The organism is Acidocella aluminiidurans, from assembly GCF_055383125.1.
The window spans coordinates 1,843,733-1,857,364 of sequence record NZ_AP031589.1 but is presented as its reverse complement, the minus strand read 5'-3'; the positions used below and the strand labels follow the sequence as shown (position 1 = coordinate 1,857,364).

The following is a 13,632-nucleotide window of genomic DNA, read 5'->3' as shown; positions in this document are numbered from 1 at the left end:
GCTGCTAGCGCTAACATCTGGCTTCGTAAAGCAGAATCTGTCATGCGCTTCGGAATCAGGAGACGAAAAAATGGCCGGGCGTAAACCGCGCACCACGATGACGGGGCGTGTGACGATGCAGGATGTGGCGGCGCAGGCTGGCACCAGCATGATCAGCGTGTCGCGGGTCTTCCGCAGTGGCGGCCAGGTCAGCCCCGCCTTGCGGGCCCGAATCGAGGCCGCCGCGGCCAAGCTCGGCTATGTACCGGACCGCGCGGCAAGCGCCCTGGCCTCGGCCCGGTCGATGAATGTGGCGGTGCTGATCCCTTCGATCACCAACACCGTCTTCGTCGAAATGCTGGCGGGGATCGACGAGGTGCTCTCCCCGCAGGGCTATCAGATGATCATGGCCACGACGCTCTATTCCGCCGCCGAGGAGCTGCGGCTGTTGCGCGGCCTGCTGGCCTTCCGGCCGGACGGGGTGCTGCTGACCGGCATCGATCATCAGCCCGCCACGCTGCAGCTGCTGCAAAGCCAGGCCTTGCCGGCGGTGCATATGATGGAGCTGAACGGGCAGCCCGGCGCGTACTCGGTCGGATTTTCGCAGGAACAGGGCGGTGCCGCGATCGCCCGGCATTTTCTCGCGCGTGGCTATCGGAAGCTGGGCTTTGTCGCGGCGCAGCTGGATCCGCGGACCATCGCTCGCGGGGCAGGGTTCCGCCAGGCGGTGATGGGGGCAGGGCAGGCCGCGCCTTATGAATTGATGGTGCCGGAGCGCTCCTCGGTGGGGTTGGGGGCAAAGCTGCTGCAGGAGGCGCTGGCGGCCCACCCTGAGCTCGACGCGCTGTTTTTCTGCAATGACGATCTGGCGCAGGGCGCGTTGTTTCAGGCGCAGCGTCTCGGTTTGGCGGTGCCGGGGCGGCTGGCGATCGCCGGGTTCAACGACCTGCCGGCTTCGGCCTGGACCAGCCCGGCGCTGACCAGCGTGGCGACACCGCGTGAGCAGGTGGGGCGGCGGGCGGCGGCGATGCTGCTGGAGCTGATGGCCGGGCGCGAGCCGCCGACGCGCTGTGAGGATCTCGGCTTCACCCTCAATATCCGCGAAAGCAGCTAACCCCGCTTGCGCTCCGCCGTGGCCAGGGCCAGCGCCATGGAGAGCGCCATCGTCGCCGAGAGGGTGCGGAAGGCGCCCAGATCGGCCTCCGCCACTTCAAGCCAGGATTGCGCCAGGGCGGCGATGGGGGAGAAGGCGGAATCGGTGATGGCGACGATCGGCACGCCGCGCCCCGCTGCCTGGGCGGCGATCTGCACCGTGGCTGGCGCGTAGGGCGTGAAGCTGATCGCCAGCATGACATCCTCGGCGCCGGCGCTGGCGGCCTGCACATCCACCATGCCGCCGACATTATCCAGCAGCATATGCGCCACGCCGAGATTGCCGAGCATATAGGAGAGATAGGCCGCGACCGGGAAGGTGCGCCGCTGGGCGAGCAGATAGATCATCCGCGCCTTGGCCAGACCCTCCACCGCCTGGTCGAACGAGCCCGGCGCCACCGAGCCAGAGAGGCGGTTGAGCGAGTGTATGGAGGTCTCGACAAGCTTTCCAAGCATCGGCGCGGAATCGAAGCCGGGGCCGGTTTCGTCCTGCAATTTCACCAGCCGCTCCTGGTAATCCGGCCAGCGCTCGCGCAGCCGGTCGCGCAGCACCTGCTGTAATTCCGAGAAGCCGGAATAGCCGAGTGTCTGCGCGAACCGGATCAGCGCCGAGGGCTGCACCCCGGCGGCAATGGCGAGTTCGGCCACCGTGCCCAGCGCCATTTCATCCGGCCGTTCCAGCGCAAAGGCGGCCACCTGCGCCAGGCGCTTGGGCAGGCCGGGCTGGCGGGCAAGCAAGGTTTCACGCAGGGCGGAGAAGCTGCGCGGGGCGGCGGATGGGGAAGCGGACATCGGACTCGGTTATGGAATGGAAGTCGGTTTGTAGAACGAAAATTCCATTTTTGGAAGCGAACACTCAAAATCCTTATCGACAAACAGAATTTAAATTCTGTTCTTGCGGATTAAATGGAATTGGTGTTTCATATTCGCCGTCAATCAAGATTGGCCGTGGCGCATGAGCCCCGGCTCAACAAAGGAGCGCCAGATGCAAACGCTTGGTCATTATATCAACGGCAAGTCCGTTCCGGGTGCCGGGTCCCGCAGCCTGCCGGTCTTCAACCCCGCCACCGGGGCGCAGAGCAAGCAGGTCGCCGTTGCCACCAGGGACGAGGTGGATGAAGCCATCGCCGCCGCCGCCGCCGCCTTCCCGGCCTGGGCCGCGACGCCGCCGCTGCGCCGGGCGCGGATCATGTTCAAGTTCAAGGATCTGTTGGAGACCCACGCCAAGGAGCTGGCGGAGCTGATCTCCTCCGAGCATGGCAAAGTGTTTTCCGACGCGCTGGGCGAGGTGACGCGCGGCGTTGAGGTGGTCGAGTTCGCCTGCGGCATTCCGGATCTGCTGAAGGGCGAATTTTCCGAGAATGTCGGCACCAATATCGACAGCTACAGCGTGCGCCAGGCGCTGGGCGTGTGCGCGGGCATCACCCCCTTCAACTTCCCGGCCATGGTGCCGCTCTGGATGTTCCCGGTCGCACTCGCCTGCGGGAATACGTTTGTGCTGAAAGTATCCGAGAAAGTGCCCTCCGCCGCGCTGCGCATGGCCGAGCTGTTGCAGCAGGCGGGCGTGCCGGATGGCGTGTTCAATGTGGTGAATGGCGACAAGGATGTAGTGGAGCAGCTGCTGCATGATCCGCGCATCGCGGCGGTGAGCTTTGTCGGCTCTACCCCGATTGCCGAATATGTCTATGCCACCGGCACCAAGGCCGGAAAGCGCGTGCAGGCGCTGGGCGGCGCCAAGAACCATCTGGTGGTGATGCCGGATGCGGATCTGGACCAGGCGGTGGATGCGCTGATGGGCGCGGCCTATGGCTCCGCCGGCGAGCGCTGCATGGCGGTGTCGGTTGCCGTGCCGGTGGGCCCCGTGGCCGAACCGCTGGTGCAGAAGATCGCCGAGCGGGCACGCGCCTTGAAGATCGGGCCGGGCAGCGACAAGGAGGCCGAGATGGGCCCGCTGGTCACGGCGCAGCATAAGGAGAAGGTCGAGGGCTATATCGCCAAGGGTCTTGAGGAAGGCGCCAAGGCGGTGCTGGATGGGCGCGGCCTGACGCTGCAGGGCAATGAGCAGGGCTATTTCACTGGCGCCACGCTGCTGGACCATGTGACCCCGGAGATGAGCGTCTATAAGGACGAGATTTTCGGCCCGGTGCTCAGCGTGGCGCGTCAGCCCAGCTTCGCGGCGGCGCTGGAGCTGGTGAACAAGCATGAGTTCGGCAATGGCGCGGTCATCTATACTTCCGATGGCGATACCGCGCGGGCCTTCACCACTGGCGTGCTCGCCGGGATGGTGGGGGTGAATGTGCCGATCCCGGTGCCGATGGCGTTCCATTCCTTCGGCGGCTGGAAGCGCTCTCTGTTCGGCGATCATGCGATCCATGGTCGCGAAGGCGTGCGGTTCTATACGCGGCTGAAGACCATCACCTCGCGCTGGCCGACCGGCATCCGCAAAGGCGCCGAGTACGCCATGCCGACCATGAAATAAAAGTTTTTGGGGTGAAGCCCTTTTTTCAAAAAGGGCTTCAAAACGTTCGGGGCTTTGGCAGGAGGTGCCAAAGCCCCGACCTCATTTAAGCGGCATCCACCAACACCAGCTCCGCATCCTCCAGCGCCTCAATGGTAATGCTAGTCTCGCCGGTGATCGCCGCGCCATCGCGCTCATTCAGCGTCAGCCCATTCACGCTCACCTTACCCGTCGCCGGCACCAGATAAGCGTGCCGCTCCGGCGTCAGATCATAGCTGACCCGCTCGCCTTTCTTCAGCGTGGCGCCCAGCAGCCGCGCCTCGGCGTGGATTTTCAGCGCTTCCACCTCCTCGGCAAAGCCCGAGGCCAGGGTGACGAATTTGCCCTCGCGCCCATCCTTCGGGAAAGGCCGGGTGCCCCAGCTCGGCGCGTGGCCGCGGCTGGAGGGGAGGATCCAGATCTGGAACAGTTCCGTGGCCTGGTTTTCCAGATTGAATTCGCTATGGGTGATGCCGGTGCCGGCTGACATCACCTGCACATCCCCCGCCTCGGTACGGCCGTGATTGCCGAGATTGTCGCGATGGGTGATGGCGCCTTTGCGGACATAGGTGATGATTTCCATGTTCTCATGCGGATGCGGCGGAAAGCCGGCACCGGCGGCGATATGGTCGTCATTCCAGACGCGCAGCCGGCCCCAGCCCATGCGTGCGCTGTCGTGATATCCGGCGAAAGAGAAATGGTGCTTGGCGTCCAGCCAGCCATGGTTGGCGCCGCCGAGGGATTTGAAAGGACGATGTTCGATCATGTTGTGCTCCTCGGGGCCGTGCCCCGCTTTGGTATGACCGAGAGATAGAGCTGGACATGTTTCGATAAAATAGAAATGATTGAACATCATCTGTTCCGAAAGTTTAAACATGACGATGCCGGATTTCGAGGGCTGGGCGATTTTCGCGAAGGTGGCGGCGCGGGGCTCCTTCAGCGGCGCGGCGCAGGAGCTGGGGCTGTCCCACCCGACCGTCTCCAAGGCCATAGCCCGGTTGGAGCGGCGGCTGGGGGCGGGGTTGTTTCACCGCACCTCCCGCCGGCTCTCCCTCACCCAGACCGGGCAGGCGGCGTTGGCGCGGGCACAGCGGATTCTGGCCGAGGGCGAGGCGGCGGAGGCCGAGGCGGCGGCGCAGAGCGAACAGCCGCGCGGGCTGGTGCGGCTGGCGGCGCCGATGTCCTTCGGGGTGCGGCATCTCGCCCCGTTGCTGCCGGAGATTCTGGCGCGCTATCCGCAGCTGGAGATCGAGCTTTCCCTCAGCGACAGCCAGGTGGATCTGGTGGCGGAGCGCTTCGATGTGGCGCTGCGAATTGCGGCTTTGTCCGACTCGTCGCTGCTGGGACGCAGGCTTTGCACGGTGCGCCGGCCATTGGTGGCGAGCCCCGCCTATCTCGACCGCTATGGCCGGCCCAGCCATCCGCGTGAGCTGCAGCAGCACCAGGCGCTGCTTTATACGAATATCGCGCAGCCGGGGCTGTGGCGGTTTCAGCATGAGCGGCTGGGCGAATATGCGGTGCCGGTGCAGGGGCGGTTGCGGGCGAATAATGCCGATGTGCTGAGCGGCGCGCTGCTGGCCGGGCAGGGCATGGCGCTGCAGCCGGATTTCATGGTCTGGCAGGAGCTCGCGCAGGGCCGCTTGGAAGAAATGCTGCCGGGGTGGGAAATGGCGCCCGTGGCGCTGAACCTGCTCACCCCGCCCGGGCCGCTGCGCCCGGCACGGGTAAGGGTGCTGCTGGAGGAGCTGGCGCGGGCCTTCGGCGCCGCGCCCTGGTCAAGAGCGGCTTAGAGGGCGCTTCAGACATAAGATGCAATCGCGCAGCGATTCCATCTTATGTCATCCGGCTCTAGGCGGCCGCGCGCCGGGCCAGGGCGGCCAGAATCGTCCGCTCCGACTGGTTGAGATAGGTTTCCAGCGAGGCGGCGGCGGCGGCAGGCCGGCCTTGTTCCAGCAAGGATATGATCGCCTCGTTCATATCGACATAGGGCGCATGCAGCAGCTCGGGATCATCGAGCAGGAAAAACGCCAGACGCAGCTCAGCCGAGACCTGGGCGTAGAAGCCGCTGAGGCGTTCGCTATCCGCCAGCTCAACGATGGCGGTGTGAAAGCGCATATTGGCGCTGCCGACCTCGCGCCAATCCAGACGCTGGCGGGCGGCGCGGGCGCTTTGCACGGCCGCGCGCATACGCGCGGCGGCGGGATGGTTGGGATAGGATTGCGCCAGAGCCGGGCATTCGATCATCCGGCGCACGCGATAAATATCGATCACCGCGGCAATGCTGGGGGTGGTGACGAAGACGCCGCGATTGGCCTTGTGCTCCAGCAAGCCCTCCTTGGTGAGCAGCCGGAACGCCTCGCGCAGCGTGTTGCGTGATACATCGAGCTCGTCGCACAGCGCCTGTTCGGAGAGGCGCTGGCCTGGGGTGAAGGCGCCGCCGATCAACCCCTCGCGCAATTGATTGGCGAGTTTCTGGGGCAGCGGCAGCGCGAGATCCTGGTCCATTTCCGGTCTTTTATCCTTTGGCGACGACGATTTGGCCGCCTCTCCATGCGGTGTGCTTAGCCGATGCCACAGCGCCTCGCCAGACGCCGGCGCGGTGTGGATTTTGCGGTGCAGCATGAATTTGCATCAAGCGCGTGCGGTTTGTTCAAGAAACATTCAATGGTTGACCATTTATTCCTCTATATCGTAGGATGATCAAAATAAAATTGTTGAACAATGTTGACGGTTTGATCTTTCCTGCGGCAGGTTTTGTAGGACAGCATTGGGCTGGGCGGCGTAAATAAAGGGAGAGTGTGATGGCGCAGGTGACAATTCCACAATCGGGCTTGAGCCCGGCAGCGCGGCGCAAGGGCTATATTGCGGCGATCATGATCATGGCGATGTCGGCGGTGGGGCCCGGCTTCATCACCCAGACCGCGACCTTCACCGCGAAGATGGGCGCGGCCTTCGCCTTCGCCATCCTCGCTTCCATCATCATCGATTTCGTCATTCAGGCGAATATCTGGCGCATGGTGACGATCACCCGCATGCGCGCCGCCGACATTGCCAACGCCGCCATTCCCGGCTCCGGCTATCTGCTCGCGGTGCTGATCATCGTCGGTGGTCTGTTCTTCAATATCGGCAATATCGCCGGCGCCGGGCTGGGCCTGAACGCGCTGGTGAACATGGACCCGAAGATCGGCGGTGCGGCCGCGGCGATCGTCGCGATTATCATCTTCCTTTCCAAGCGCGCCGGCATCGCCATGGACCGCGTGGTGCTGGTGGCGGGGGCGGTGAAGCTGGCGCTGGTGCTGTATGCCTGCGTCGCCGCCGCCCCACCGGTGGGTGAGGCGCTGCGCCAGAGCGTCATGCCGGACCATATCAATTTCGCCACCATCACCACCATCGTCGGCGGCACGGTGGGTGGCTATATCACCTATGCCGGCGCGCATCGGCTGCTGGATAAAGGCACTGTCGGGCCCGAGCATATCGCCGAGGCGAACAAGGCGGCCATCACCGGCATTCTGGTCACTGGCGTGATGCGCTATATCCTGTTCCTGGCGGTGCTGGGCGTGGTCGCGGCGGGCACCGTCATCACCTTCTCCGGCAAGGATGCCAACCCGGCCGGCCAGGCTTTCCTCGCCTCCTGCGGGCCGATCGGCTACCGCATTTTCGGCGCGGTGTTCCTGGCTTCCGCGATGACCAGCATCATCGGCGCGGGCTACACCTCCGTCACCTTCGTCACCGCCTTCAAGAAGGACATGACCGAGCGGCATCGCAATTTCGCCACGGTCGGCTTCATCCTGTTCTCGCTGCTCTGCTTTGAGCTGATGAAGACCACGCCGGCGGCGATGCTGGTGTTCGTCGGCGGGTTGAACGGGCTGGTGCTGCCGGTGGGCCTCTCCATCTTCCTGTTCGCCGCCGTGGCCTGCAAGAAGCTGATGGGCGGCTATCACTATCCGCGCTGGCTGCTTGGGCTGGGCGTGCTGGTCTGCCTGCTGACCTGGTATATGGCCTACAAATCGGTCGGGCCGATCTTCGCCTTCCTCGGCAAGTAACGAACCTTACAGGAGACACGCATGGTCAGCATCGATTTGAACAGTGATCTGGGCGAGAGCTATGGCGCCTGGAAGATGGGTGACGACCAGGCGATGCTCGAAATCGTCTCCAGCGCCAACGTCGCCTGCGGGTTTCACGCTGGCGATCCGGCGGGGCTGCTGAAGACCGTGCGGAAAGCCGCCGAGATGAAGGTGGCGATCGGCGCGCATGTCTCCTACCCGGATCGCGTCGGCTTCGGCCGGCGCGATATGGATGTGACCTCTGAGGAGCTGATCGGCGATGTGATCTATCAGATCGGCGCGCTGCAGGGGATCGCGAAAGCGTCAGGAACCAGCGTGCGCTATGTGAAGCCGCATGGCGCGCTCTATAACCATATCGCCAACCATGAGCGCCAGGCGATGGCGGTGATCAAGGCGATCAAGCTGATCGATCCGTCGCTGGTGCTGATGGGGCTGGCGGGCACGCCGGTTCTGGAACTGGCGAAATCCGAAGGGGTGCAGGTTGTCGGCGAAGTTTTCGCGGACCGCGGCTATACGCGCGAGGGCCTGCTGGTCTCCCGCCGGGAGCCTGGCGCGGTGTTGCATGATGCGGCACAGGTCGCGCGGCGTATGCTCAATTTCGTGCGCACCGGCCTCATCGCCGCGCATGATGGTACTGAAATCCGCATCGAGGCGCAGTCTATCTGCGTCCATGGCGACAGCCCGGGGGCCGTGACGATGGCGCGGGAGATCCGCGACCTTTTCCAGGCCGAGGCGATTAACATCCGCGCCTTCGCCGGCACCGTCTGAGGAACCGCCATGATGACGCCAGCCGCGTTTTTGTCGCATACGGATGCAACCGCCGCGCGCCAGGCCCGGGCCGCCTACCGGACCGGGCAGGTGGCGCCGACATCCGGCATCGCCCCTGGTTTCACGCAGGCGAATATGATCGTGCTGCCGCGTGACTGGGCGTTTGACTTCCTGCTCTTCGCGCAGCGCAACCCCAAGCCCTGCCCGGTGCTGGATGTATCCGATCCCGGGGCGCCGACAACCGCGCTCGCCCCCGGCGCCGATTTGCGCACGGACCTGCCGCTCTACCGCATCTGGCGCGACGGCAAGCTGGCCGAGGAAACCCCGGATGCCAGCCGCGCATGGGCGGAGCGGGACGATCTTGTCGCGTTTCTCATCGGGTGCAGCTTCACCTTTGAAACGAAGCTGGTGGAGGCGGGGATTGAGATCCGCCACATGACGGACAAAACCAACGTGCCGATGTACCTCACCAATCAGCCCTGCCGCCCGGCCGGGCGGTTGCGGGGGAACATGGTGGTGTCCATGCGGCCCATCCCGGGGGGCGGGTCGCGGATGCCGCCACCATTTCCGGACGTTTCCCCGCCGTGCATGGCGCGCCGGTGCATGTGGGGATGCCAGAGGCAATCGGCATCGCGGATCTTGCGCAGCCTGATTTCGGAGAGGCGGTGCGCATCGCGCCTGGGGAGGTGCCGGTGTTCTGGGCTTGCGGGGTTACGCCGCAAGCGGTGGTGATGGCCTCTGGCGTGCCCTTTGCCATCACCCACGCGCCCGGCCACATGTTCATCACCGATATTCCCGACGCAGCCTACCACGCCTGATACCATGATCCGATTTCTCCCTGTTAATCTCAGCACATTGCTGGTTGAGCTGAATGATCTGGACGAGACGCTGGCGCTGCTCGCCGCGTTGCAGGCCGTGCCGCTGCCGGGGATGAAGGAGCTGGTGCCGGCGGCGCGCACGCTGATGATCGGCTTTGCCCCGGAGGAGACCAGCGCCGAGGCGATTGCCGCCGGTGTCGCGGCGCGCGACCTGGTGGCGCCGCTGGCGCGGGAGGCGACGCTGGTGGAGGTGCCGGTGCGTTACGATGGCGAGGATCTCGAAGAGGTTGCCGCCATCACCGGGCTTTCGGTGGATGAGGTGATCCGCCGCCATAGCGCGGCCACCTACATGGTGGCGTTTTGCGGGTTCGCGCCGGGGTTCGGCTATCTGGTCGGTGGTGATCCCGCCTTGCAGGTGCCCCGGCGCAAGACCCCGCGCACGCGGATTCCGGCGGGGTCGGTGGCGCTGGCGGGGGCTTTCACCGGCGTGTATCCGCAGAACAGCCCCGGCGGCTGGCAGATCATCGGCACCACGCCAGTGAAGATGTGGGACATCACGCGTAACCCGCCGGCCTATTTCCAGCCCGGCTATCAGGTGCGCTTTACCGATCTGGCGAAGGTAAAGACGCAGCTTCAGGCTGTTGCCGTGGCCCCGCCCGTGGCGATTGATGAAGCCGGTGCCTTCAAAATTCTCTCCGCGCCGTTGCCGCCTTTGTTTCAGGATCTCGGGCGCTTCGGACAGACCGGGCAGGGTGTGTCGGCCTCAGGCGCCTTGGATCGCGGGGCGTTCAAGGCGGCGAACAGGGTTGTCGGCAATGATGAGGCTGCGGTTTGTCTGGAGCTGATGGGGGGCGGGTTTTCCTTTCGCGTGCAGGCGGCGGCGGTGATCGCGCTGACCGGCGCGCCGTGCGGAATTTCCATTCGCACCGAAACCGGGCAGATGCTGCAGGGCCAAACCTACGCGCCGATCGCGCTGGAGCCGGGCGATGTGGTGAGCCTGGCCGCCCCGGCGCGGGGGATGCGCTATTATCTCGCCGTGCGCGGCGGGTTTGAGGTGGAGACCATCCTCGGCAGTGCGGCGACGGATACGCTGGCGATTGTCGGCCCCGCCCCCGTGCAGGCGGGGCAGACGCTGAAGGTGAAACCAGCGTCCGGATTGCGGGCGGTTTCGCTGGATGAAGCGCCAGAATTTGAATTTCCAAAGGCGGGGGATGAGGTCACGCTCGATCTGGTGATGGGGCCGCGGCCGGATTGGTTCACGGCCGCGGCGCTGGAGACGCTCGCCACCGAGGCCTGGGTGGTGACGCCGCAATCCAACCGCGTCGGCATCCGGCTGGATGGCGAGGGGGTGCTGGAGCGCTCGCGCACCGAGGAACTGCCCAGCGAGGGCACGGTGACCGGCGCGGTGGAAGTGCCGGCCAATGGCAAGCCGCTTTTGTTCCTGGCCGATCATCCGCTGACCGGCGGCTATCCGGTCATCGGCGCGGTGGCTGAATATCATCTCGACCTCGCCGGGCAGGTTCCGGTAGGGGCGAAAATTCGTTTCAGGCCGCTCAAGGCTTTTGCAGAGATCACGCCGAAACAGCGGGGAGAGTAACGCATGAAAAAAATCCTGATCGCCAATCGCGGTGAGATCGCGGTACGCATCATCCGGGCCTGCCGGGATTATGGTGTGGGCTCGGTTGCGGTGTATTCGGACCCGGATGCGGAGGCTTTGTTTGTCAGCCTGGCCGATGAAGCCTACGCGCTGGGCGGGGCGAAGCCGGCGGAGACCTACCTTGATATTGAGAAGCTGCTGGCGGTGGCCAAGCGCGCCGGGGCGGATGCGGTGCATCCTGGCTATGGCTTCCTCTCCGAGCGGGCGGAATTCGCGCGCGCGGTGAAGGCGGCGGGGCTGATCTGGATTGGCCCGGATGCCGATGTGATCGACGCGCTGGGCGACAAGGTTTCGGCCCGCAGGATCGCGCAGTCGGTCGGCGCGCCGCTGGCGCCGGGCAGCGATGGGCCGGTGGAAAGCGGCGAGGAGGCTTTGGCCTTTGCCAAGCAGCACGGGCTGCCGATGGCGATTAAAGCCGCCTATGGCGGTGGCGGGCGCGGCATGAAGGTGGCGCGTAAGCTGGACGAGGTGAAGGAGCTCTACGAGTCCGCCGTGCGCGAGGCGGTGGCGGCATTCGGGCGCGGCGAGTGTTTTCTGGAACGCTTCCTGGATAAGCCGCGCCATATCGAGGCGCAGATCATCGCCGATACGTATGGCAATGTGGTGGTGCTGGGCACGCGCGATTGCTCGCTGCAGCGGCGTAACCAGAAGCTGGTGGAAGAGGCGCCTGCCCCCTTCATCAGCGATGCGCAGCGCGCCACCATCGAGGATGCGGCGAAGCGCGTCTGCGCCGCGGCGGGTTACACCAATGCCGGCACGGTTGAGTTTCTGCTTGGGCAGGACGGGATGATTTCCTTCCTGGAGGTGAATACACGCCTGCAGGTGGAGCATCCGGTGACGGAGGAAACCGCCGGGGTGGATCTGGTGATCGAGCAGTTCCGGGTGGCGGAGGGCAAAGAGCTGTCCATCAAACAGACGCCGCGTCCGATGGGCCATGCCTTCGAGTTCCGCATCAATGCCGAGGATCCGGCGAAGGGGTTTTTGCCGACACCGGGGAAAATTACCGCCTTCATGCCGCCTTCGGGCCCTGGCGTGCGGCTGGATAGCGGCGTGGTCTCGGGCTCGATCATTCCCGGCCAGTATGATTCGCTGGTGGCGAAGCTGATCGTCACCGGCAAGACCCGCGCTGAGGCGTTGAAACGGGCGAGGCGGGCGCTGGCGGAATTCAGGATCGAGGGGGTGGCGACGGTGCTGCCCTTCCATCGCGCCGTGGTGGCGCATGCGGATTTTGCCGGCGATGACGGGTTTGCCGTGCATACACGCTGGATCGAGACGGATTTCGCCTGCGATTTCGAGCCCACGCCGCGTCCGGCGCCGGTGGAGGAGGAGCTGGTGAGGCTGCCCTTGGAGATCGATGGCAAGCGCCATCAGATCGGCCTACCGCGCAGCTTCCTGGCCGGTATGGCGCAGCCGGGGGTGAGCGCGCCGCAGGCGGCGGGGCGTGCCGCCAACGAAGTGCCGGCGCCGATTGCCGGCAGTGTGCAGGCCTGGAAGGTTGAGGATGGTGCCGAGGTAAAGGAAGGCGAATTGCTGGCGGTGATGGAGGCGATGAAGATGGAGGTGCAGATCACCGCGCCACGCAACGGCATCTTCCAGCGCGTCGCCAAGGAAGGCGCCTTTCTGAACGCCGGCGACGCCGTAGGCACCTATAGGTCTTAAAAGTTTTTGGGGGCGTAGGCGACCAAGGTTCCACCGCCGCTAGAATCTTCTGTGATTAGGTTGACGCATATCCTGCGTGTTTGAGGTAATTTGTGCATTCTTCTGGCGGGAAGTGATCGAGCAGTGACCCGATGCGCCGCCATGTGGCTTCGACGGTTCTCTCGGCGGCTTTTCTGAGTAGGGTTTTGAGCTTTGCGAAGACCTGCTCGATGGGATTGAGGTCTGGGCTGTAGGGCGGCAGGAAGAAGAGTTTGGCGCCGGCTTTTCTTATGGCATCGCGCGCTGTCTTGGCCTTGTGGCTGCCGAGATTGTCGAGGATGACGACATCGCCGGGGCGCAGCGTCGGCACCAGAAATTGCTCGACATAGGCAGTGAAGCTGCGGCTGTTGATGGGTCCATCGAGTACACAGGGCGCGGTAACCTTGTCGGCCCGCAGGGCGGCGATGAAGGTCAAGGTTTTCCAATGCCCGTGCGGCACCTTGGCGTGCAGCTTTTGCCCACGCCGGCAGCGCCCATGGGTGCGGGTCATGTTGGTTTTGGCCCAGGTCTCGTCGATAAACACCAGGCGAGACGCGTCAATTTTTCCCTGATACCGCCGCCAGCGCGCCCGCTTGAAGGCGATGTCAGGCCGGTCCTGCTCGGCGGGCAGCACGGTTTTTTTTAAAGCTGCTACCCTCAGCGCGGAAGAACCGCGACAACATGCCAGTGTCGGCGCGCACGCCACGCTCTTCCCACAGGCGCACGCTCAACGCCGCCAGCGTGATGTCGGACCGCTCCTCAATGACCGCCAGAAGCCAGGCCCGCTCAGGCTTCACCTTCGAGGGCCGGTGGCCACCAGTGCCAGCGCTGCGTCGGTCACCAACCCGATGCAGGCGCTGAACCCATTTGATGGCAGACGATGCGCTCACGCCAAAACGCCGCGCCGCAGACCGGCAAGTCTCCTCACCGCTCTCCACAACCGAAATCACGCGTTCACGAAGATCAGAAGAATAGGCTCGAGGCATCAGCACTGGCCTCCTCAACCAGCCCAAATCATGA

The 13,632-nt window shown here is 64.7% G+C and carries 12 protein-coding genes and 1 pseudogene; 9 read left to right on the top strand and 4 right to left on the bottom strand.

Annotation, left to right across the window (positions count from 1 at the left end; all coding sequences use genetic code 11):
- Window positions 1–70: 70 nt before the first annotated feature.
- Window positions 71–1,093, top strand: a complete 1,023-nt coding sequence (gene gntR, locus ACZ46S_RS09265) for an HTH-type transcriptional regulator GntR (protein WP_464061479.1) — start codon at window positions 71–73, stop codon at window positions 1,091–1,093.
- Here the strand turns inward: gntR and ACZ46S_RS09260 are convergent.
- A complete protein-coding gene (locus ACZ46S_RS09260; RefSeq protein WP_464061478.1) occupies window positions 1,090–1,923 on the bottom strand; it encodes a MurR/RpiR family transcriptional regulator in 834 nt (277 codons plus the stop codon). The two genes, gntR and ACZ46S_RS09260, sit on opposite strands and share 4 nt — an antisense overlap.
- A 193-nt stretch (window positions 1,924–2,116) precedes the next feature.
- Between ACZ46S_RS09260 and ACZ46S_RS09255 the strand changes: the two genes are divergently transcribed.
- A complete protein-coding gene (locus ACZ46S_RS09255; RefSeq protein ID WP_464061477.1) occupies window positions 2,117–3,610 on the top strand; it encodes a CoA-acylating methylmalonate-semialdehyde dehydrogenase in 1,494 nt (497 codons plus the stop codon).
- An 85-nt stretch (window positions 3,611–3,695) separates the two neighbouring features.
- Here ACZ46S_RS09255 and ACZ46S_RS09250 read toward each other — a convergent pair whose 3' ends face one another.
- On the bottom strand, window positions 3,696–4,394 hold the full coding sequence (locus ACZ46S_RS09250; protein ID WP_464061476.1) for a pirin family protein: 699 nt from the start codon (window positions 4,392–4,394) through the stop codon (window positions 3,696–3,698).
- Window positions 4,395–4,503: 109 nt separating this feature from the next.
- Between ACZ46S_RS09250 and ACZ46S_RS09245 the strand changes: the two genes are divergently transcribed.
- On the top strand, window positions 4,504–5,418 hold the full coding sequence (locus ACZ46S_RS09245) for a LysR family transcriptional regulator (RefSeq protein ID WP_295741822.1): 915 nt from the start codon (window positions 4,504–4,506) through the stop codon (window positions 5,416–5,418).
- A 58-nt stretch (window positions 5,419–5,476) separates the two neighbouring features.
- Here ACZ46S_RS09245 and ACZ46S_RS09240 read toward each other — a convergent pair whose 3' ends face one another.
- The gene (locus ACZ46S_RS09240; RefSeq protein WP_295741819.1) at window positions 5,477–6,133 is read right to left on the bottom strand and encodes a GntR family transcriptional regulator; all 657 of its coding nucleotides are present in this window, start codon (window positions 6,131–6,133) and stop codon (window positions 5,477–5,479) included.
- A 296-nt stretch (window positions 6,134–6,429) separates the two neighbouring features.
- On the opposite strand from ACZ46S_RS09240, the gene ACZ46S_RS09235 reads away from it, so the two are divergent.
- The 6 genes and pseudogenes from ACZ46S_RS09235 (at window position 6,430) to ACZ46S_RS09210 (ending at window position 12,594) form a co-directional block, all read left to right on the top strand.
- Complete coding sequence (locus ACZ46S_RS09235; protein ID WP_464061475.1) at window positions 6,430–7,671, top strand: NRAMP family divalent metal transporter; 1,242 nt, start codon at window positions 6,430–6,432, stop codon at window positions 7,669–7,671.
- A gap of 21 nt (window positions 7,672–7,692) precedes the next feature.
- Window positions 7,693–8,460, top strand: a complete 768-nt coding sequence (locus tag ACZ46S_RS09230; protein ID WP_464061474.1) for a LamB/YcsF family protein — start codon at window positions 7,693–7,695, stop codon at window positions 8,458–8,460.
- Window positions 8,461–8,469: 9 nt separating this feature from the next.
- A pseudogene (locus ACZ46S_RS09225) lies at window positions 8,470–8,937 on the top strand (D-glutamate cyclase family protein); the annotation flags it as partial.
- Between the two features lie 107 nt (window positions 8,938–9,044).
- Window positions 9,045–9,278 carry a D-glutamate cyclase family protein gene (locus ACZ46S_RS09220; RefSeq protein WP_464061473.1) on the top strand — a complete coding sequence of 78 codons (234 nt, stop codon included), beginning with the start codon at window positions 9,045–9,047 and terminating at the stop codon, window positions 9,276–9,278.
- Window positions 9,279–9,282: 4 nt separating this feature from the next.
- Window positions 9,283–10,875, top strand: coding sequence for a 5-oxoprolinase subunit B/C family protein (locus ACZ46S_RS09215; RefSeq protein ID WP_464061472.1), 1,593 nt, complete (start codon window positions 9,283–9,285; stop codon window positions 10,873–10,875).
- Window positions 10,876–10,878: 3 nt separating this feature from the next.
- Window positions 10,879–12,594 (top strand): acetyl/propionyl/methylcrotonyl-CoA carboxylase subunit alpha, encoded by a 1,716-nt coding sequence (locus ACZ46S_RS09210; protein WP_464061471.1) that lies wholly within the window; start codon window positions 10,879–10,881, stop codon window positions 12,592–12,594.
- Window positions 12,595–12,649: 55 nt separating this feature from the next.
- Here the strand turns inward: ACZ46S_RS09210 and ACZ46S_RS09205 are convergent.
- Window positions 12,650–13,598, bottom strand: a protein-coding gene (locus tag ACZ46S_RS09205; RefSeq protein ID WP_464061470.1) for an IS630 family transposase whose coding sequence is annotated in 2 segments (ribosomal slippage) — window positions 12,650–13,255 and window positions 13,257–13,598 — 948 coding nt in all. Because the reading frame shifts where the segments join, the coding sequence is not laid out codon by codon here.
- Between the last annotated feature and the right edge of the window lie 34 nt (window positions 13,599–13,632).

Excerpts from the sequence above, each read along its gene's own strand:
- gntR (WP_464061479.1), top strand. The coding sequence starts at position 71 with ATGGCCGGGCGTAAACCGCGCACCACGATGACGGGGCGTGTGACGATG.
- ACZ46S_RS09260 (WP_464061478.1), bottom strand. The coding sequence starts at position 1,923 with ATGTCCGCTTCCCCATCCGCCGCCCCGCGCAGCTTCTCCGCCCTGCGT.
- ACZ46S_RS09255 (WP_464061477.1), top strand. The coding sequence starts at position 2,117 with ATGCAAACGCTTGGTCATTATATCAACGGCAAGTCCGTTCCGGGTGCC.
- ACZ46S_RS09250 (WP_464061476.1), bottom strand. The coding sequence starts at position 4,394 with ATGATCGAACATCGTCCTTTCAAATCCCTCGGCGGCGCCAACCATGGC.
- ACZ46S_RS09245 (WP_295741822.1), top strand. The coding sequence starts at position 4,504 with ATGACGATGCCGGATTTCGAGGGCTGGGCGATTTTCGCGAAGGTGGCG.
- ACZ46S_RS09240 (WP_295741819.1), bottom strand. The coding sequence starts at position 6,133 with ATGGACCAGGATCTCGCGCTGCCGCTGCCCCAGAAACTCGCCAATCAA.
- ACZ46S_RS09235 (WP_464061475.1), top strand. The coding sequence starts at position 6,430 with ATGGCGCAGGTGACAATTCCACAATCGGGCTTGAGCCCGGCAGCGCGG.
- ACZ46S_RS09230 (WP_464061474.1), top strand. The coding sequence starts at position 7,693 with ATGGTCAGCATCGATTTGAACAGTGATCTGGGCGAGAGCTATGGCGCC.
- ACZ46S_RS09215 (WP_464061472.1), top strand. The coding sequence starts at position 9,283 with ATGATCCGATTTCTCCCTGTTAATCTCAGCACATTGCTGGTTGAGCTG.
- ACZ46S_RS09210 (WP_464061471.1), top strand. The coding sequence starts at position 10,879 with ATGAAAAAAATCCTGATCGCCAATCGCGGTGAGATCGCGGTACGCATC.